Origin of the sequence: Pseudomonas sp. B21-015, assembly GCF_024749285.1 — a bacterium.
Classification (GTDB): Bacteria; Pseudomonadota; Gammaproteobacteria; order Pseudomonadales; family Pseudomonadaceae; genus Aquipseudomonas.
Map to the genome: position 1 here is coordinate 3455641 of NZ_CP087196.1, position 19066 is coordinate 3474706.

18 protein-coding genes and 1 pseudogene are annotated in these 19066 nt (G+C 58.8%); 8 read left to right on the forward strand and 11 right to left on the reverse strand.

The window, feature by feature from the left end:
• Positions 1–73 precede the first annotated feature (73 nt).
• Positions 74–343 carry a DUF2790 domain-containing protein gene (locus LOY38_RS15310; protein WP_258695942.1) on the forward strand — a complete coding sequence of 90 codons (270 nt, stop codon included), beginning with the start codon at positions 74–76 and terminating at the stop codon, positions 341–343.
• 89 nt (positions 344–432) lie between these two features.
• Positions 433–831, forward strand: a complete 399-nt coding sequence (locus tag LOY38_RS15315; RefSeq protein WP_258695943.1) for a hypothetical protein — start codon at positions 433–435, stop codon at positions 829–831.
• On the opposite strand, the gene LOY38_RS15320 is transcribed toward LOY38_RS15315, so the two are convergent.
• The 4 genes and pseudogenes from LOY38_RS15320 to LOY38_RS15335 form a co-directional block, all read right to left on the reverse strand.
• Complete coding sequence (locus tag LOY38_RS15320) at positions 828–1097, reverse strand: DUF1652 domain-containing protein (protein WP_258695944.1); 270 nt, start codon at positions 1095–1097, stop codon at positions 828–830. The genes LOY38_RS15315 and LOY38_RS15320 overlap by 4 nt on opposite strands.
• Before the next feature lie 526 nt (positions 1098–1623).
• A pseudogene (gene ilvA / locus LOY38_RS15325) lies at positions 1624–2630 on the reverse strand (threonine ammonia-lyase, biosynthetic); the annotation flags it as partial.
• A gap of 263 nt (positions 2631–2893) precedes the next feature.
• Positions 2894–3817 (reverse strand): magnesium transporter CorA family protein, encoded by a 924-nt coding sequence (locus LOY38_RS15330; protein ID WP_258695945.1) that lies wholly within the window; start codon positions 3815–3817, stop codon positions 2894–2896.
• A gap of 7 nt (positions 3818–3824) precedes the next feature.
• A complete protein-coding gene (locus tag LOY38_RS15335; protein ID WP_258695946.1) occupies positions 3825–5303 on the reverse strand; it encodes a RimK family protein in 1479 nt (492 codons plus the stop codon).
• Between the two features lie 200 nt (positions 5304–5503).
• Here LOY38_RS15335 and LOY38_RS15340 point away from each other — a divergent pair, with 200 nt between their 5' ends.
• Positions 5504–6601: a peptidase C39 family protein gene (locus LOY38_RS15340; protein ID WP_258695947.1), complete on the forward strand. Its 1098-nt coding sequence runs from the start codon at positions 5504–5506 to the stop codon at positions 6599–6601.
• A 107-nt stretch (positions 6602–6708) separates the two neighbouring features.
• On the opposite strand, the gene LOY38_RS15345 is transcribed toward LOY38_RS15340, so the two are convergent.
• Positions 6709–7860 (reverse strand): PQQ-dependent sugar dehydrogenase, encoded by a 1152-nt coding sequence (locus tag LOY38_RS15345; RefSeq protein WP_258695948.1) that lies wholly within the window; start codon positions 7858–7860, stop codon positions 6709–6711.
• Positions 7861–7911: 51 nt separating this feature from the next.
• Positions 7912–8271 carry a hypothetical protein gene (locus LOY38_RS15350; RefSeq protein WP_258695949.1) on the reverse strand — a complete coding sequence of 120 codons (360 nt, stop codon included), beginning with the start codon at positions 8269–8271 and terminating at the stop codon, positions 7912–7914.
• Positions 8272–8485: 214 nt separating this feature from the next.
• On the opposite strand from LOY38_RS15350, the gene LOY38_RS15355 reads away from it, so the two are divergent.
• On the forward strand, positions 8486–9346 hold the full coding sequence (locus LOY38_RS15355; RefSeq protein ID WP_258695950.1) for a Ku protein: 861 nt from the start codon (positions 8486–8488) through the stop codon (positions 9344–9346).
• A gap of 79 nt (positions 9347–9425) precedes the next feature.
• Here LOY38_RS15355 and lpxO read toward each other — a convergent pair whose 3' ends face one another.
• Positions 9426–10325, reverse strand: coding sequence for a lipid A hydroxylase LpxO (gene lpxO / locus LOY38_RS15360; protein WP_258695951.1), 900 nt, complete (start codon positions 10323–10325; stop codon positions 9426–9428).
• 437 nt (positions 10326–10762) lie between these two features.
• Between lpxO and LOY38_RS15365 the strand changes: the two genes are divergently transcribed.
• On the forward strand, positions 10763–12352 hold the full coding sequence (locus tag LOY38_RS15365; protein WP_258695952.1) for an ABC-F family ATPase: 1590 nt from the start codon (positions 10763–10765) through the stop codon (positions 12350–12352).
• A 127-nt stretch (positions 12353–12479) separates the two neighbouring features.
• Here the strand turns inward: LOY38_RS15365 and LOY38_RS15370 are convergent, their stop codons facing one another.
• Positions 12480–13517, reverse strand: a complete 1038-nt coding sequence (locus LOY38_RS15370; RefSeq protein ID WP_258695953.1) for a dienelactone hydrolase — start codon at positions 13515–13517, stop codon at positions 12480–12482.
• 171 nt (positions 13518–13688) lie between these two features.
• The gene (locus tag LOY38_RS15375; RefSeq protein WP_258695954.1) at positions 13689–14300 is read right to left on the reverse strand and encodes an FMN-dependent NADH-azoreductase; all 612 of its coding nucleotides are present in this window, start codon (positions 14298–14300) and stop codon (positions 13689–13691) included.
• A 130-nt stretch (positions 14301–14430) separates the two neighbouring features.
• On the opposite strand from LOY38_RS15375, the gene LOY38_RS15380 reads away from it, so the two are divergent.
• Positions 14431–15339, forward strand: a complete 909-nt coding sequence (locus LOY38_RS15380; protein WP_258695955.1) for a LysR substrate-binding domain-containing protein — start codon at positions 14431–14433, stop codon at positions 15337–15339.
• Complete coding sequence (locus tag LOY38_RS15385; RefSeq protein WP_258695956.1) at positions 15336–15695, forward strand: MmcQ/YjbR family DNA-binding protein; 360 nt, start codon at positions 15336–15338, stop codon at positions 15693–15695. The genes LOY38_RS15380 and LOY38_RS15385 overlap by 4 nt, the downstream gene beginning before the upstream one ends.
• A 5-nt stretch (positions 15696–15700) precedes the next feature.
• Here the strand turns inward: LOY38_RS15385 and LOY38_RS15390 are convergent, their stop codons facing one another.
• The gene (locus LOY38_RS15390; RefSeq protein ID WP_258695957.1) at positions 15701–16132 is read right to left on the reverse strand and encodes a DUF1294 domain-containing protein; all 432 of its coding nucleotides are present in this window, start codon (positions 16130–16132) and stop codon (positions 15701–15703) included.
• The gene (locus tag LOY38_RS15395; protein ID WP_258695958.1) at positions 16129–16959 is read right to left on the reverse strand and encodes an undecaprenyl-diphosphate phosphatase; all 831 of its coding nucleotides are present in this window, start codon (positions 16957–16959) and stop codon (positions 16129–16131) included. Before LOY38_RS15395 ends, LOY38_RS15390 begins: the two co-directional genes overlap by 4 nt.
• A 290-nt stretch (positions 16960–17249) precedes the next feature.
• Here LOY38_RS15395 and LOY38_RS15400 point away from each other — a divergent pair, with 290 nt between their 5' ends.
• Positions 17250–18884: a methyl-accepting chemotaxis protein gene (locus LOY38_RS15400; protein WP_258695959.1), complete on the forward strand. Its 1635-nt coding sequence runs from the start codon at positions 17250–17252 to the stop codon at positions 18882–18884.
• Positions 18885–19066: the final 182 nt, after the last annotated feature.

A 19066-nucleotide genomic window follows, 5' to 3' on the forward strand; every position in this document is an offset into this window, starting at 1 on the left:
TGCTTCTGACGCCCAGTGCGGCAGTTTCGACGCTCTTCCGTCGAGCTGACTTCCTCTGCACTGGAGACTCATCATGAACACTCGAACACTACTGATCACCACCGCCCTCGCCTGCACCGCGTTCGCCGGTTTCGCTCAGGCCAACGATACATCGTCGTCCCAGGCCGTGCCCTATCGCTACGGTATGCCGTTGCATGTGGGCAAGGTCATTTCCATGACCGAACCGTCGACGCTGGACTGCAAAGTGATCACGGCTGACATGAAGTACGTCGATAGCACCTCGGGCAAGCCTGCGGAAATCACCTATCGAAGAATGTCTGACGCGTGCAGTTATCAGAACTGACAGAGGGTTCTGATTCGGCACTGGGTGGTAGGCCTGCGAGGAATCTGACGCTATGCTCTGGCGTTCTCTCACTGCCGCAAGGATTCGCCATGCAGTTCTCGTTTCGCACGCTGTCGACGTTCACCGCCACGCTTTGCTTTCTGCTGGCGCTGGTCTGGGGTTTGATGCCGCAAGGGTTGCTGGCGATCTGGAGTATCGAGTACTCGTCCGCGGCAGGTTTTGTGGCCCGGCGCAGTGCGGTGCTGTTCGCCGCGTTGGGGGTGATGTTTTATCTCGTGCGGCAGACACCGCCCTCGGCGGCGAGAAGCGCCATGTGCAGCGGCTTTATGGTGGGTTGTTTCGGTTTGGCAGCGCTGGGCTTCGGCGAATGGCTCAATGGTCATGCCGGGCCGGGTATTTTGCTGGCGATCCTGGTGGAGTTGGCGCTGGGCCTGGGGTTTATCCAGACCCGGCGCGTGTCGGTCGAACTGGGTGAAACGGCCGGTTAATGGGCTTTTGACGTTGGGTGCAACAGCTGGCTGTGCGTATTGTGCTCAAGGTCGGTGCGTAACTCGGCGATCAGATTATTGATTTCCCGACACCCGTTGAGGCGATGGGCGTCTATGCCGGTGACGCACAGGTCGAGATGGTCAGTCTCGCCGTCCGAAAACACTTTGACGGTCATCGACAGGTCCGGCGACAGCGTGCATTGGCAGCGTTTCGGAAGAAAACTGCTTTCAACGATATTGCGTAGTTCCAAGGCAGAAAGAAACATGGCCACCCTCTCGGTAATGTGAGATTGCCAATCAAAAATCAATGTCGGTCGGAGCTCAGATCGCCCGTTCTTTTTTGTTCCGTGCGGGTCTCATCGTTCCAACGTCCGACCGTTTTCTTGTTTCAGCGCTGACTCAATAAGCATGGCGGTCAGCTCAAGACAGCTTCAGCATAAAACATGCCCAGAATTTCGCTCTGCACCTCGTCGGCGAATCAAGGATTGGCGAGGATGGCTATAAAGCGACTCGTGCAAAATGCAAGAAAGGACTTTTTCCAAACCTGCATTTTGCATACACCCCGATGTCGGGTCTGTATTGACTGAGGACGGCGGTAAGCATGCGGTCCACTCATCCAGTATCCGCTGACTCCACACACACGCAAGGCCCCATAATGGGTGCTTTGCCCCATAACACGACCGTCGGGCTGATAGTTGCTCTACGTACCCAAGGACGTCGAAGTGAGCCTTTTTTTGCGTCCGCTGCCAGCCTGCCCCTGGCGCCTGGGCCTCCTCACGCCAGGGCGCCGTTCAACGCGGCACGCTCGGCCACATGCCGCAAGCTGTCGAAATTGATATTCGCGCCGGAGTCGATGGCCACCAGGGTCTGCCCCCGTGCGCCGGTGCGTGCCACGTACTGCTTGATCCCGGCCACGGCCAAGGCGCCGGAAGGTTCGGTGATCGAGCGCGTATCGTCGTAGATGTTCTTGATCGCGGCGCAGAGTTCGTCATTGCTGACGGTCAGCACTTCATCGACGCAAAACTGGCAGACCTCGAAACCATGGGCGCCGATCTGAGCGACGGCCACGCCATCGGCGAAGGTGCCGACGGTTGGCAGCACAACTCGCTCGCCGGCCTGTAAGGCCGCCTGCAAACAGGCGGAATGTTCCGACTCGACGCCGATGATGCGCACTTCAGGGCGCAGGTATTTGATGTACGCGGCGATACCGGCGATCAAGCCGCCCCCGCCCACCGGAATGAAGATCGCGTCCAGCGGCCCTTGGTGCTGGCGCAGGATTTCCATGGCGACGGTGCCCTGCCCCGCGATCACGTCCGGGTCGTCGAAGGGCGAGACAAAGGTGCGGCCGGTTGTCCGTGCCAGGTCCAGCGCATATTCCAGGGCAAACGGAAAACTCTCGCCATGCAACACCGCATCGGCTCCCCGACTGCGGACACCCAGCACCTTCAATTCCGGCGTTGTGCAGGGCATGACAATGGTTGCGGCAATCCCTAACTCGCGGGCCGCCAACGCTACGCCTTGGGCATGATTGCCCGCCGATGCGGTGATCACGCCACGGGCCTTCTGTTCATCGCTCAGGTGCACCAGCTTGTTGTAGGCGCCACGGATCTTGAAGGAAAACGTCGGCTGCAAGTCTTCGCGCTTGAGCAGGATCTGATTACCCAACGCCTCGGACAAGGCCGGTGCCGCTTGCAACGGCGTGCGCACGGCGTGCGCACGGCGAGTTCGTACACCGGCGCGGCGAGGATTTTTTTCACGTAGTGCTCTAGCAAGCGCTGCTGGGCGGGGGTGCTGCTCATGGTCGTCTCCTGACTTTGATCGGAGCCCCAGAGACAGAAAGTAAAAACCCGCCTCTAGGGCGGGTTGGGTGCTGCAGTCGTGAGCTAGCCCGCCAAATAAGGAATGGCGGTAATAATGCTTGGCTGGCAGCGCAATACGGTGGAAGTCATGGCTGGAAATTAGCCGGACGCTGATGGCAAGTCAATGGCCAATTTTCGAAGAAGCCCTGTTGCTGAGACTCAGATCTGATCCGGACACGATGGTGATTTTGGGATAGCCACCATCACCTCGCCAGGCGCTTGAGGCCAATCACCATCACCCCCGCCCCGAGCATCATCGCCGTCAGAAACAACGGATAGGAAACCCACCACGGCGTGCCGGCGGTCATCATGCTGAATTCGGACATGCCGCCAATACTCGCAATCAGGTTCAACGGCAAAAACACCACGTTGATCAGGGTCAGTTTGCGCAGCAGGTTGTTCATGCTGTTGTTCATCAAGTTACCCCGGGCGTCGATCAACCCGGAGAACACCGTGGAGTAGATTTCCGCCTGTTTGTAGCACTGGTTGTTTTCGATGATCAGGTCGTCGATCAAACCAATGGCTTCAGCGCTGAAGTGTTCCTTCGCCGCATGATTACGCAGCCGGGTCAGGACCGCGCCGTTGCTGTGAATGGCGTTGATGTAATAGATCAGGCTTTCGCTGAGGTTGAACATCTGGATCAGGTGCTGGTTCTGCATCGAAGCATTGAATTTTTGCTGTAACTCCCGGGCAACCATCTTGATCACCTTGAGGTGGCCCAGATAGTGATGAATGTTGTTGAACAGCAGGTCGAGCAACACATCCAGTGGCGTCTTCAGTGACTGCCGCGTGCCGAGGCCGCTGAGCGGCGAGTCGTCGGTGGCGATCACCAACAGACGCCCCGGGGAAAACAGCAAGCCACAGGATGACACTTCGAAGGCCAGGCTGCCGCCACCGGAGTAGTTTTCCGGACGCTTCCAGATCAGGAACAGGTTGTCGGGGTGGAACTCGATGCGCGACACCTCATCGGGGTCCAGGGCGGAGGCCAGGGCGTGTTCATCGAGCTTGAAATGGCTGTGCAACAAGTCCCGCTCCGCCGCATCGGGGTTACTGAACAGCACCACCTCGGCGTCCAGCCGTTCGACCGCTTGCAGCGCGCCGTGGCTCAGTTCAAAGCTCTTGATCATCGGCCGCTCACCAGGCCTGGCCGCGGCGTTTGAGCTCCAGCCGACGGACAAACTCTTCCAGCACCAAGGAATACAAATCGTCCTGCAAGTAGGCGTCTTCGATGCCGGCGTCCATGTTCGGGTTGTCGTTGACTTCGATCACCACCACTTTGTCGCCGGACTGTTTGAGGTCGACGCCATAGAGGCCGTCGCCGATGAGATTCGCGGTTTTCACCGCCAGTTCAACCACCGCTCGCGGCGCTTCGTGAACCGCCAGGGTACGGCATTCGCCGTTGATGTCCTGGCCTTTGGCCTTGTGGTTGTAGATCTGCCAATGGCCCTTGGACATGAAGTACTGGCAGGCAAAGATCGGTTTGCGGTTGAGCACGCCAATGCGCCAGTCGTATTCGGTGTAGAAGAATTCCTGGGCCAGCAGCAACACCGAGTGCTCGAACAGTTCGGCAGTCGCCTCGAGCAAGGCTTGCTGGCTTTCGACCTTGATAACGCCCTTTGAGAAACAACCGTCGGGTATCTTCAGCACCAGTGGAAACCCCAGACGCTCGCCTACCCGCTCGAAATCCTCCGGTCGTTCCTTGTAAAGGATTTCAGTGGCGGGCATGCCCAACTGATGGCTTTTGAGCAAATCAGTCAGATAAACCTTGTTGGTGCAGCGCAGGATCGACGTCGGGTCATCCATCACCACCAAACCCTCGCTCTCGGCTTTTTTGGCGAAGCGGTAGGTGTGATTGTCGACGCTCGTTGTCTCGCGGATCAGGAGCCCGTCGTATTCGGCAATTCGTGCGTAGTCCTTGCGTTCAATCAGCTCGACGTCGATGCCTAGCGTCTTGCCGACCCTGACGAAGTTGTCCAAAGCCTTGGGATTGGAGGGCGGCAATGCTTCTTGCGGATCGTGCAGAATGGCCAGGTCATAACGGGCCAATCGCCTGGAGCGCGGCATGCGCCAGATCTTGCGACTGAAACTGTCGAGCGCATTAGCGAACTGATCTTCCTGATCGTCACGCAACTTATGCAAGGCGCCAAACTTTACACCTTCGATGTGCCAACCGTTAGTTCGTCGAAACTCAACTAGCAATATCGGACAAGGAAAAACCTCAAACAACTGTCGAGCCAGATCCTGTAATGGCTCGATAGCGGTTTTGCCGAAGTAAAGTGTCAGGGTAAACCCTTCGGTATCGCTGTAAAGGTGATGACTGAGGGCCTTTTCCAGGGTTTTATCCAGATCATCCAGGGCCAGGCCATACAGGGATTTTCGGGTCAGTTCGCTGATGGTCCGCACCGACGGAATAACCTTGTGCCCCCGAGCTTCGGCCAGCAGCGAGCAGTAATAGCCGTGCCCGAGGTACTTGTAGCTGCGGCACAGGTTGATCACCTGAACCCGCTTGCCCTGCTCGTTGTCGCGGGTCTGTTCGAGGTATTCCTGGGCGGTGACGATGTCTTCACTGGGAAAGTAGGAGGCCCAGTCTTCCTTGCGTTCGACGATGATCATCAACTGGCTGGAAGTTCTGATCGAGCTATTTAAATAGTTTGCAGAAGTTATTGCTGTCGGCAAAGTTTGCTCGGATACTTCGCGCCAATGACCTTGTACCGCTGACATAGTGATTGATCCGTTGGAGAACAAGACCTTTCCTATTAAGCACGAACTTTTTCTAAAGTCCCGTTTCGTTACGCAACTTTTACGGCGGTCATATGAATACTGTTTTTCGCCTGGCGGTCATTGAAGATTTGCCGGCACTGCTGGAACTCGAACAGCAATGCTTCACCACGGATCGGCTCAACAGTCGCAGCTTTCAATGGATGATCACACGGGCTCATGGGCAACTGCTGGTGGCCCAATGTGGGGGGCTATTGCTGGGTTATGCGGTGGTGCTGTTTCACCGGGGCACGTCACTGGCGCGCCTGTACTCGATTGCGATTGCCCTTGATGCTCGCGGCAATGGACTGGGCAAACAATTGCTCGAACGTGTCGAGGCCTGCGCCCTTGAGCATGACTGCGCCTACTTGCGACTTGAAGTGCGCATCGACAACCCGACGGCGATTGCGCTGTATGAGCGCAACGGTTACCGGCGTTTCGCATTGATCCATGACTATTACCAAGACCATGCCGACGCGCTGCGGCTGGAAAAACGTATCCTCCAGCACCGCGATTCGCGCAACATCAAGGTGCCTTATTACCCGCAGACCACCGAGTTCACCTGTGGCCCGGCCTGCCTGCTGATGGCCATGGGCGCGCTGCAAGACGATCGAGCGCTGGAGCGTGGCGAAGAACTGCAAATCTGGCGCGAAGCGACCACTGTGTTCATGACGTCCGGCCACGGTGGTTGCAGCCCCCAAGGCCTGGCGTTGGCGGCATGGCGACGAGGATTTCGGGTGCGTCTGCAACTGAGCATGGCCGGGCCGTTGTTTCTTGACGGAGTGCGCGATGAGCATAAAAAAGACGTAATGCGCTTGGTACACGAGGAGTTCACGACGCAGTTGCAAGCCACTGACGTCGAACGAGTGATCGGCGGACCACTGGATCTGCCACGGTTATTGCACGATGGCGGACAGCCGCTGGTATTGATCAGCAGCTATCGCCTGACCCGCTCCAAGGCGCCGCACTGGGTGATCGTCACCGATTGCGATGAAGAGTTCGTCTACCTGCACGATCCGGATGTGGATCACAGCCAGCATCGTCAGCCGATGGACTGCCAACACTTGCCGGTCAGCCATGGGGAATTCGACAAAATGTGCAGTTTCGGACGAGGCAAGCTGCGGGCTGCGGTGATTCTCTACCGGCGTGAGTAAACCTGTGGCGAGGGAGCTTGCTCCCGTTCGAGTGCGAAGCAGTCGATTGCATGGGGGGCGCTTCGCACCCCAGCGGGAGCAAGCTCCCTCCCCACAGGTTATGCGTTTTACTTCAGGCCAACCTTGTACAGCCCCCCGTCATCTTCATCGGTCAATACATACAGATACCCATCCGGCCCCTGCCGCACATCGCGAATCCGTTTGTTGAGCTCACCGAGCAACCGCTCTTCGTGAACAATTTTGTCGCCGTCGAACTGCAGGCGGATCAGTTCCTGGTTCACCAGTGCACCGATAAACACGTTGTGCTGCCAGGCCTTGAAGCGATTGCTGTCGTAGAAGGCCATGCCGCTGAGGCCAGGGGATTTTGCCCAGACATGGTGTGGGCCCACGGTGCCTTCGTAGGTCTCGCCCTTGGCCTCCGGGATCGGCAGGCCGGAATAGTTGATGCCATGGGTTGCTATCGGCCAGCCGTAGTTCTTGCCTCGTTCGATAATGTTGATTTCGTCGCCGCCCCGGGGGCCGTGCTCGTTTTCCCAGAGTGTGCCGCTCCAGGGGTTGAGCGCCGCGCCTTGCGGGTTGCGATGGCCGTAGGACCAGATTTCCGGGCGCACGCCTTTTTGCCCGACGAAGGGGTTGTCCTTCGGCACCTTGCCGTCCGGATAGAGCCGCACGACCTTGCCTTGCAGTTTGTCGAGGTCCTGCGCCGTGGGCCGGTCGTTATTCTCGCCCAGGGTGATGAACAGATAACCGTCGCGGTCGAACACCAGCCGCGAGCCGAAGTGATTACCGACCGAGAGTTTTGGCGCCTGACGGAAGATCACGTTGAAATCCTTGATGGCCGTCAGGTCTTCCGACAACCGTCCGCGACCGACCGCCGTGCCGGCCTTGTCGCCCTCACCGCCCCCTTCGGCGTAAGACAGATAGACCATGCGGTCTTGCTTGAAGTCGGGCGACAACACCACATCGAGCAAACCGCCCTGCCCCTTGGCCCAGACCTGAGGCACGCCGCTGAGCGGGGCCGAGAGTTTGCCGTCGGCGCCGACCACCCGCAGGTTGCCGGGCCGTTCGGTCACCAGCATCCCTTGGCGGTCGGGCAGAAACGCCAGGGCCCAGGGGTGTTCCAGCCCCTCAACGATCGGCGTGACCTCAAGGGTGCCCTGCTCGCTTTTCAAAACCAGGGGCGGCGCCCCGTAAACGGGCGCCATGGCTGTAAACAACACGCTGGTACAGAAGGTGGCCAAGAGGGTTTTACGCAACATGCACGATTCCTTTTGTCGTCAAAATGGCGGGCAAGACCTCTGCCCTGCCGTTCAACGGTTGCTGGTGTCTGCGTCCCGATGAGGCGGGTTGGGAATGAATTTCGGTGGGCTGGCCGGCGCCGGTCGACCCTGCGGATAGCGATTGCCGATACCGCCGTTATCGAGGGTTGGCGGCCGTGGCACAGGCGCCGTGTTCGGCCCGCGGATCACCGGGATGCCGGGTTGCGTGCCTTGCATGCTGTTGGGATTGGCCCGGCGGATCGGGCTGTTGTAAGGATTGTTGTTGGCGCCGCCCGGCAGGTTCTGGGCCAGCAGCAACGGCGAGGACGGCGCTGCGGTGTTTGCCAGCGCCAAATGACTCAGCACGCCACTCAATGCCAGCGCAATGACACCGAACACACATCGGTTCATGGAGACCTCTCAAAATGAGCGCGCGACGCTTCATGGATGAATAGCGCCACGCTACGCCTGGGGTTCGGATTTGTTAACCAAAACCTCTTTCAGAAGATGTAACACGAGTTGACCGCACCGCCGATCCGCCCGCAGCACCGGGCCGCAACCGACTGAAACTTTTGCCCTTGGCCACAGGTCACCTGAACATCAATCCACTGACGAGAGCACGGCGATGGCACGGGCAATCTGGAAAGGCGCGATCAGTTTCGGCCTGGTGCACATCCCCGTGGCGCTGGTCCCGGCAACGTCTTCCCACGGGATCGATTTCAACTGGCTCGACAGCCGCAGCATGGAGCCAGTGGGCTACAAGCGCATCAACAAAGTCACCGGCAAGGACGTCACCCAAGCGCACATCGTCAAAGGGGTCGAGTACGAAAAGGGCCGCTACGTGGTGCTCAGCGAAGAGGAGATTCGCTCGGCCCATCCACTGTCGACCCAGACCATCGACATTTTTGCCTTTGTCGACAGCGAACAGATCCCCCTGCAGAACATCGACACGCCCTACTATCTGACGCCAGATAAACGCGGCGGCAAGGTCTATGCGCTGTTGCGCGAGACCCTCAGCCAAACCGACAAGGTCGCCCTGGCCCGCGTTGTGTTGCATACCCGCCAGCACTTGGCGGCGCTGATGCCATTGGAATCGGCCATGGTCCTGGTGTTGCTGCGCTGGCCCGCCGAGGTTCGCAGCCTGGCTCAACTGGAACTGGGCAGTGACGTGACCAGGCCGGATCTGGCCAAAGGTGAACTGGAGATGGCCAAACGGCTGGTGGAGGACATGAGCGCCGACTGGACGCCTGAGGAGTACCGCGACAGCTTCGAAGACAAGATCATGGCGCTGGTCGAGAAGAAGGCGAATGAAGGCCAGATCGAAGATGTTGAAACGGCGACGGGTGAAGAGGCGCGTAAAACGGCGGATGTTATAGATCTGACTGAACTGCTCAAACGCAGCCTTGGCGGTAAGGGCACCGGTAAAACGGCCAGTAAAGCCAAAACGACCACAGACAAAAAAGCCACGAAGCATTCTCGTGGCTGACCGGTCACTGAAGTATCCATTGTTATGCGGTGAGAATACTGGCCTCTTCGCGATGGCGTTATGCGCCGCAACACAAAACTCAGATCAGAATAAAAATCGCCAGCACCCCACCAAAAATCGCCCACTTCTCAAGGTAGTAACGGGTACGGTTACGCTTCTTGAGCGCTTTGCCCCGCAGGCGAACCTTGTAGATTCTGGTGAACAAGCGGTTGATGGCACCGGTCTTGTCGTCCGCATCGTTCGGCGCGCCCGCGGCTTCCATCACCGTACGGCTGAACCAACGGTTGAACGCCGTCGCCCAGCGATACTTCATCGGCCGTTCGACATCGCAGAACAGGATGATGCGGTTCTGCCCGGTGGTGTTTTCAGCGTAATGAATGAACGTCTCATCGAACATCACCGCTTCGCCGTCGCGCCAATGGTAGTTCTCACCATCGACGTTAATGTAGCAACCGGCATCGTTCGGCGTTTCCAGCCCCAGGTGATAACGGTACGAACCGGCATACGGATCGCGGTGCCGGACCAGTTTGGAACCCGGTGGCAACTCGGCGAACATCGCCGCCTTGATCGAGCCAATGCTTTGCACCAGTTCAGTGGTGCGCGGGCAGAGCTTGGTGGCCGACGGGTGACTGTCGCCGTACCACTTCAGATAAAAACGCTTCCAGCCACTTTTGAAAAACGAGTTGAAACCAACGTCGTCGTACTGATTCGAACGCTTGATCTCCCCGGCCTTGAGCAAATTCCGGCCTTCGGCGCGAATTTCTTCCCAATGAGCCTGCAAAGGGCTCAGGTCGGGAAAGTCCGCCGGATCGAGATAAGGTTTGCTGGGAATTTTCGAGAACAGATATAGAACGCAATTGATCGGCGCCAGAAACGTCGAGTGGTCGCTCAGTTGGCGACCCAGCTTATGCCGTACCCGACCGCGCAGATGGACATAGGCGATGGATAAAACATAAATAGCGGCAATGATAAGTTTCACGGAAGTCGTCACACGTTAAAAGTGAACAAACTGCGTCCCGATGGCGCGTTCTTGAGCCATGCCGACCGTCGGCATGGGTACGAAAGGTGGCATTCTAGCCACAGTTTGTAACCAATAGTTAACCTTCAACTGTGAAAATGTGTCCACTGATGCCGCCAAAACGCCCGTGCGGCCTTAACGCCCTATCGTTTAAAGAGCCAGACCAGTACAATCGCCGCCAAACATTACGCGCCCCCCTTGGTTGATGACGGGATAAACCCCGCCTCAGCGCACTTCGACTCGGGCCAAGCGCTCCACATGCTGCTGTCCACTTATTGCCAGATGGACCTTCCGCTTCTGACCGGGATGTATTTCCCGTGGTCGGCATTGTCGGAAACGGGTACTGAATCGGTACTGCCGCAACCCTAGCTACTCTGAATGCTCCGCAGGATAAACCTTTGATTTCTACAGCTAACATCACGATGCAGTTCGGCGCCAAGCCGCTATTCGAAAACGTTTCGGTCAAATTCGGCGCGGGCAACCGCTACGGTCTGATCGGCGCCAACGGTTGCGGCAAGTCGACTTTCATGAAAATCCTCGGTGGCGACCTCGAGCCGTCCGGCGGCCAGGTCATGCTCGAGCCGAATGTGCGTCTGGGTAAATTGCGCCAGGACCAGTTCGCCTACGAAGAATTCACCGTGATCGACACCGTGATCATGGGCCACGAAGAGCTGTGGAAGGTCAAGGCCGAGCGCGACCGCATCTACTCGCTGCCGGAAATGACCGAAGAAGACGGCATGGCCGTGGCCGAGCTGGAAACCGAATTCGCCGAAATGGACGGCTACACCGCCGAATCCCGTGCCGGCGAGTTGTTGCTGGGCCTGGGTATCGGCATCGAGCAGCACTTCGGCCCGATGAGCGAAGTGTCGCCGGGCTGGAAACTGCGCGTGTTGCTGGCGCAGGCGCTGTTCTCCGATCCTGAAGTGCTGTTGCTCGACGAACCGACCAACCACCTGGACATCAACACCATCCGCTGGCTGGAAAACGTGCTGACCCAGCGCTCCAGCCTGATGATCATCATCTCCCACGACCGTCACTTCCTGAACAGCGTGTGCACCCACATGGCTGACCTGGATTACGGCGAACTGCGCCTGTTCCCGGGCAACTACGACGAGTACATGACCGTGGCGACCCAGTCCCGCGAGCAACTGCTGTCGGACAACGCCAAGAAGAAAGCGCAAATCTCGGAACTGCAATCGTTCGTCAGCCGCTTCTCGGCCAACGCCTCGAAAGCCAAGCAGGCCACTTCCCGCGCCAAGGCGATCGACAAGATCCAGCTGGCCGAGGTCAAGCCTTCGAGCCGTGTGAGCCCGTTCATCCGTTTCGAACAAACCAAGAAGCTGCACCGTCAAGCGGTCATCGTCGAGCGCATGGCCAAAGGTTTCGACGGCAAGCCGCTGTTCAAGGACTTCAGCTTCCAGGTTGAAGCTGGCGAGCGCGTGGCGATCATCGGCCCGAACGGGATCGGTAAAACCACCCTGCTGCGCACTCTGGTCAATGAACTGACCCCGGACGCCGGCACCGTGAAATGGACCGACGCCGCAGAATTGGGCTACTACGCCCAGGACCATGCTCACGACTTCGAAGACGACTGCAACCTGTTCGACTGGATGGGCCAGTGGACCCAGGGCGGCGAGCAACTGGTGCGTGGCACCCTCGGCCGCATGCTGTTCTCCAACGATGAGATCCTCAAGTCGGTCAAGGTCATCTCCGGTGGTGAGCAAGGTCGCATGCTGTTCGGCAAGCTGATCCTGCAAAAGCCGAACGTGCTGGTGATGGACGAACCGACCAACCACTTGGACATGGAATCCATCGAGGCGCTGAACCTGGCGCTGGAGAACTACCCGGGCACGCTGATCTTCGTCAGCCACGACCGTGAGTTCGTATCGTCCCTGGCCACTCGCATCATCGAGTTGAGCGCCGATGGCGTGATCGACTTCAGCGGCACCTATGACGACTACCTGCGTAGTCAGGGTGTGTTGATGTAAGGCGGCTTCTGGCTGCAAGTAAAAAGCCCTGTCCTGGTGACAGGGCTTTTTGCATTTCTGGGCCAATGATTTTTGTGGTGCTGAAACCTTCGCGAGCAAGCCCGCTCCCACAGGGGGTCCGGGGAGCTTATTGATCTGCGGTTTGCATGCCGGCCCGGCTCGGTTTGCCCAGGGCATGGGAAAAGAAACGTCCGGCTTCGGAGATCAGGTTGCGGTGAATGTCCTTGCGGTCGACGCCGTCGGCATCGGTGCACAGCGCCGGCATGGTGGCGATCTGTTCATCGTTGCACGGCGCCAGGAACACGAAGTGCCCTGCCCCGGCCAGCAATTTGAAATCCGGTGCGGTCGGCAGTTTGCGCGCCAGGGCTGCAGCGTTTTTGTCGAACGCCACCAGTTTGTCGCCATCGCCGCTGTATAGCAGCACCGGCACATGCACGTCGGCCAGGGTGTGACGGCCGAATTTCAGACTCAGCGGCGCCATCAGCAGCAAGGCATGCACTCGCGGGTCTGGCACCGGCTGCAAGTCATCGCGGTCGATGATCAGTTCACCTTGCGTGTTGCAGGCATCGTGATCATCCGGGCGCTCCTGGCAATAACGCCGCAGACGATCCAGGTCCGGGGTGGCGCCGGACAGAATCAACGCCGTCTCACCGCCCGCCGAATAGCCAATCACCCCGACTTGATCGGCATTGACGAAGGGCGCGAGCATACGGTCGCCCAACGTCGCGGTAATGGCTTCGGAAATCTGGATTGGCCGCCCGTAAAGGTTGCTCAAGGTGCCTAGACGGCTGTGGTCTTTGGAGTTGTCGCCGGGATGGATCACCGCCACCACCACAAAGCCCTTGCGTGCCAATGAGGTGGCGAGGTCGTGCAAGGCCAGCGGGGTTCCGGTGTTGCCGTGAGAGAGCATCAGCATCGGGAAGCGTCCGATGGCGACTTTGGTGTCTTCACCGGCTTCGACCGTGTAACCCTCGAGCTTGCTGGAATGCTCCCTCTCACTGGACGGGTAAAAGGCGATGGCACGCATCGGCTTCAAGTCCAGCGGATCGAGGAACGTCATCTCATGGAAGCCGACGCTCCAGTGAGGATACGGCGCAGGCGCGGTGTGCACTGAATTCAGGCTGCCAAGCAGGCAAATCAGTAGCGTTGCACAAAGACGCACCATGGGATGCCCCACCTTTATTACCTGACCGCAGATATTAACCCTCGACTGCATAACCCGGGCCAGAAACTGATCACCGCCAGAAACAAAAAACTCCGTACCTGGCCGTCACGATGACCAGAATACAGAGTTTCAGTGGTATTGCCTGAGCTGTTTACGACTTTTACGCAAGCCTTACGCGGCAGCGAACAATTGCTCGCTGATCTGCACGTGGGCGTCGCTCATGGCTTTGGTGCGCACGTCATCACCGTAGGCCAGGCCATGGGCGCGGACGAACTCGATGTCGGTGATGCCGAGGAAACCGAACAGCACCTTCAAGTAGTCTTCGTGAGCAGTGCCGGTCGGTTGGCCTACATGCAAACCGCCAGACGTCGAAACGATGACCACTTTCTTGCCGCCGCACAGGCCTTCAGGGCCGGCTTCGGTGTAGCGGAAGGTCTGGCCGGCCACGGCGATGCGGTCGATCCAGGCCTTGAGTTGAGTCGGGATGGTGAAGTTGTACATCGGCGCTGCAATCACGACGGCATCGGCGGCGATGAATTCGGCCAGGGCCTGCGCGCTCAGCTCGGCTTCATGCTGTTGCGCGGCGTTGCGCAGTTCAGCGGCGGTACCGGCGGCGACCAGGGTCGTGGCGGAGAAATGGCTGATGGCATCGGCGGCCAGGTCGCGGTAAGTCACCACAACGCCAGGCTCCGCGGTTTGCCAGGCTTTGACGACTTCACCGCTCAACTGACGGGAAGCCGAGTTATCACCCAGAATGCTCGAATCGATATGCAGTAATTTCATGTGGGATCTCCAAGGTGAGGATCGCCACCCGGCGATCTGATGGAGACAATCCTACCGACGAAACCAATAGCTGATTAGTCGGCAACAATGCGATAGTTTGTCCCACTGATAGAACAGTTGGATTTAAATCATGCAAGACCTCAACGACCTCTACTATTTCGCCAAGGTGGTCGACGCCGGTGGCTTCGCGGCGGCCGGGCGTTTGCTGGGGATTCCCAAGTCCCGATTGTCACGACGCATCGCCGAGCTGGAAGAACGCCTGGGCGCGCGCCTGCTGCAACGCACCACCCGCCAACTCAACCTGACCGCAGTGGGCGAGCGCTACCTGCGGCATTGTCAGGCCATGCTGCTGGAAGCCGAGATGGCCGACGAAGCGGTGGCCAGCATGTCCAGCGAACCCCGGGGGCGACTGCGGGTGTCCTGCCCGGTGGGGTTGGCCCACCACATCTTGCCGACGGTGATCAGCAGCTTTCTGGAGAAATGCCCTCAGGTTCAGTTGGAGGTCATGATGCTCAACCGTCGGGTCGACCTGGTGACCGAAGGCGTCGATGTTGCCTTGAGGGTGCGGGAACTGGGCGATGAAGATCCCTTGCTGGTCACCCGCCGCTTACGTCAGGCGCAGACCGTCATGGTCGCCAGCCCGGCGTTTCTTCGTGAGCGGGAGATCAAGTCGCCGGACGATTTGAGAAACGTGCCGATACTGGGTGCCCTGGAAGCCGATCGCCTGGTACATCTACGTATGCTCGACCAGCAGGGCAAGGCCTGTGACATGACGTTCGAAGCCCGATTGGGGATCGAGGACTTTATCGTGCGCAAGACTTGCACCCTGTCCGGGCTGGGCTTCACCATATTGCCGATGATGTATTGCGAGCAGGAACTGGAAAACGGTTCGCTGGTGCAATTGCTGCCCGACTGGTCATTGCCGGGCGGCTGGTTGCAAGCGGTCTACCCTCATCGACGCGGGGTGATGCCGGCGGTGCGCGCCTGGATCGACCATTTGATCGAATCATTCAATGCCTGTGGGGACCGACTGCTATGAAGGCAAGACCAATGAGCGAAGAGGACGTCGCGCAATTCTGCCTGGGGCTGCCCGGCGCGCGGGAAGATTACAAGTGGGGGGGTGTGCGGGTGTTCTCGATTGCCGGGAACAAGATGTTCGCCTTGCAGAACCTGCGGGGACAGTCCCTGGCCTTCAAGGTCGACAAGGACCTGTTCCTGGGCCATTGCGACCGGCCAGGCATTCACCCGGCGCCGTATCTGGCCCGGGCTCAGTGGATCATCATGGAAACGCCCTACCCGCTGGGCACCGAAGAGCTGCGAGGCTTGCTGCAACGTTCCCACCAACTGGTGGTGAGCAAGTTGCCCAAGCGCACGCAGGTCGGCTTGCTGCTTTAAAGACCTTAGAACAGCGCGAGCAGATGAGCGCCCAGAAACAGCTGGTCGATCCAGAACACCTGATGCATCAGCACGATGAGCCAGAACACCAGCTGAAACGAAACCTTGCGGGTCTTGTGCCGAAATACTTGCTGGGCCAGCAAGGCGCCCGGCCAACCACCCGCCAGCTCCACCGCGTGCAAAACGTTCTCCGGCGTGCGCCAGCTGTCGGCGCGGGCCTTGTGCTTGTCGCTCCAGTACAGGAAAAACGCCAGCACGCTGACGATGCCGTAGGCCGCCAGGGGAATCACCGACACCCCGCGCAGCCACAGCGACACCGAGCCAAACAACGGCACTGCGCACAGCGCAACGAATACCAGCAGTTTCAGCCGCAGGTTTTGAATGGCGCCCCCGGACTTGCGTCCGGGGTTGTTGTTGCGCGCACTGGCATCGGTCATGGCTTGACCGCTGTCCAGTCGACCCAGCCGAATTGCCAAGTGGCCAGGATCACCAGACCGAACGCAATGCGATACCAGGCGAATGTCGCGTAGCTGTGGCTGGCAATGAATATCAGCAGAGCCCGAACGGCAATCATCGCAAAGATAAACGCAGTGACGAAGCCGATGGCGAATACCGGAAAGTCCGCTGGCACAAACAGATGGCGGTATTTATAGCCTGAGTACACCGCCGCGCCGACCATGGTTGGCATGGCAAGGAAGAACGAGAACTCGGTGGCCGTCTTGCGCGACAACCCGAACAGCAAACCGCCAATGATCGTCGAGCCGGAACGCGAGGTCCCCGGAATCATCGCCAGGCATTGGGCGAAGCCGACTTTCAGGGCGTCTTTCCAGGTGATGTCGTCGACACTTTCAGCATGCACTTCATGCTGACGGCGTTCGGCCCACAACATGACAATCCCGCCCACGACCAATGCGGTGGCCACGGTAATCGGGTTGAACAGGTATTTGTGGATCAAGTCGGCGAAAATCACCCCCAATACCACCGCCGGCAGGAAGGCGATCAACAGGTTCGCGGTAAAGCGTCGAGCGCTGGGCTGCGTCGGTAAACCGATGACCACGTCGAAGATCTTGCGGCGAAACTCCCAGACCACCGCCAGAATCGCGCCGAGCTGAATGATGATGTTGAAGGCCATGGCGCGCTCACCGCCAAAATTGAGCAAATCCGCCACAATGATCTGGTGCCCGGTACTGGAAATGGGCAAGAACTCCGTCAGCCCTTCTACAACGCCTAAAATCAATGCCTGAAAGGCCGTCCAAAGATCCATCAATCCCCCAAGAAGCAATACCCCCAGGCATGCTCCATTAATATTTTTAAGCGTTCATTGCGATCAGCGTAGCTGACATGCCGCGCGCACAAGATCCCCACAAAACCGTAAAAATTCCGTGAAAAACAAACTGGAACTCAGGTTTTTTCGCGTGGGGCCGAAATCCTATCAGACACGCCTTGTTTTCGCTGCCGCGTAATAGGACCTGAGTCGCATAGGCCCAATCGACAAAGTGTGGTTGGATGCTGGCGATCGTTTATGACAAGAACAAGAAAACGGAGTAACAGCGTATGAACAGCTTGCGCAGTGTGTCGATCAGCCGACGCTTGTGGCTCATCTTGATCGTGGCCGTGGTGATGCTATCGACGTTGGGCGTGTTGATGCTCAAGCAGATTCACGACGACCTTTATCAGGCCAAGGCCCAAAAGACCCAGCATGTGGTGCAGACCGCCAGTGGCATCCTTACCTACTACCACGGCCTGGAAACTGCCGGCACCCTCACCCGTGACGCCGCGCAAAAGCAGGCACTGACCGCCGTGCGCGGTTTGCGCTACGACCAGAATGACTACTTCTGGATCAACGATCTGACGCCGGTCATGATCATGCACCCGACCAATCCGAAACTTGAAGGCCAGAACCTGTCGACGATCCGCGACCCCGACGGTTTCGCGCTGTTCAACGAGATGGTCGCCATCGCCAAGGCCAAGGGTGCCGGCATGGTCGACTATCGCTGGCCGAAACCGGGTGCCAGTGCCCCGGTAGAGAAAACCTCCTACGTCAAACTGTTCGAGCCCTGGGGTTGGGTGATCGGCTCGGGCGTGTACATCGATGACATGCAGGCCGAGTTTTATGCGCAGGTCTGGAAGGCGTTTTTCGTCGGCCTGGTGATAGCCCTGATCATGGCGCTGCTGGTGATCATGATTGCCCGCAGCATCGTGCGCCCGCTGCAGGAAACCGTGAACGCCATGGCCAACATCGCCAGCGGTGAAAGCGACCTGACCCGCAGCCTCGATACCCACGGCCAGGACGAAGTCACGCAACTGGCCCGGCACTTCAATGCCTTTACCACCAAACTGCGCCTGGTGATCGGTCAGTTGCAAGTGTCCGCCGGCGCACTGGGCCAGTCTTCCAGTGAACTGGGCAACGATGCCGCGCAGGCGCAGCAACGCAGCCAGCAGCAATCTCAACAGATGGAACTGGTGGCGACCGCGATCAATGAAGTGACCTACGGTGTGCAGGATGTGGCCAAAAACGCCGAGCACGCGGCCAGTGAAATGCGCAATGCCGAGTCCCAGGCGCAGCAGGGGCAGGTCAATATCGATGGCAGCTTGCAGCAGATCGACAAGCTGTCTTCGACCATCGATCAAGCCGTCGAAGTGATTCGTACGCTGGCTGCCGAAAGCACGCAGATCGGCAGTGTCCTGGAGGTGATCCGCTCCATCGCCGAGCAAACCAACCTGCTGGCCCTCAACGCGGCCATCGAAGCCGCCCGGGCCGGTGAGCAGGGTCGAGGGTTTGCGGTGGTCGCCGATGAAGTGCGGCTACTGGCCCAGCGCACCCAGAAGTCGACGGCAGAAATCCAGTCGATGATCGAACGCCTGCAAAGCCATTCCGAAGCGGCGGTCAAGGTGATCGGCGACAGCAGCCGTGCGTCACAACTGACCATCGAGCAGGCCGGTCTGGCCGGCGCCAGCCTGAATGCCATCGGCCAGGCCTTGCGCAACCTCAACGGGTTGAACGCCTCGATTGCCAGCGCGACCTTGCAGCAGGCCCATGTGGTGGAAGACATCAATCAGAACGTCACCCAGGCCGCGGGGTTGTCCCACAGCACGGCATTGGCGGCCGAGCAATCGAGCGTGGCCAGCGTTCACCTCAAGGAACTGAGCGAGCAGTTGAACGGGCTGCTCACGCAGTTTCGGGTCTGATCACTTTCAGTAGGGGCAACTGACCCGGCCAGTTCGGAACACCAGTCGCCCCATCGCGAGCAGGCTCGCTCCCACACTTAATCGGCGTTGCTCATTTTTTGTGAGCATCACTGAGCCAATGTGGGGGCGAGCCTGCTCGCGATGAACGATAACGCGGTTTTTCCGGGTACAATTCGCCCCCC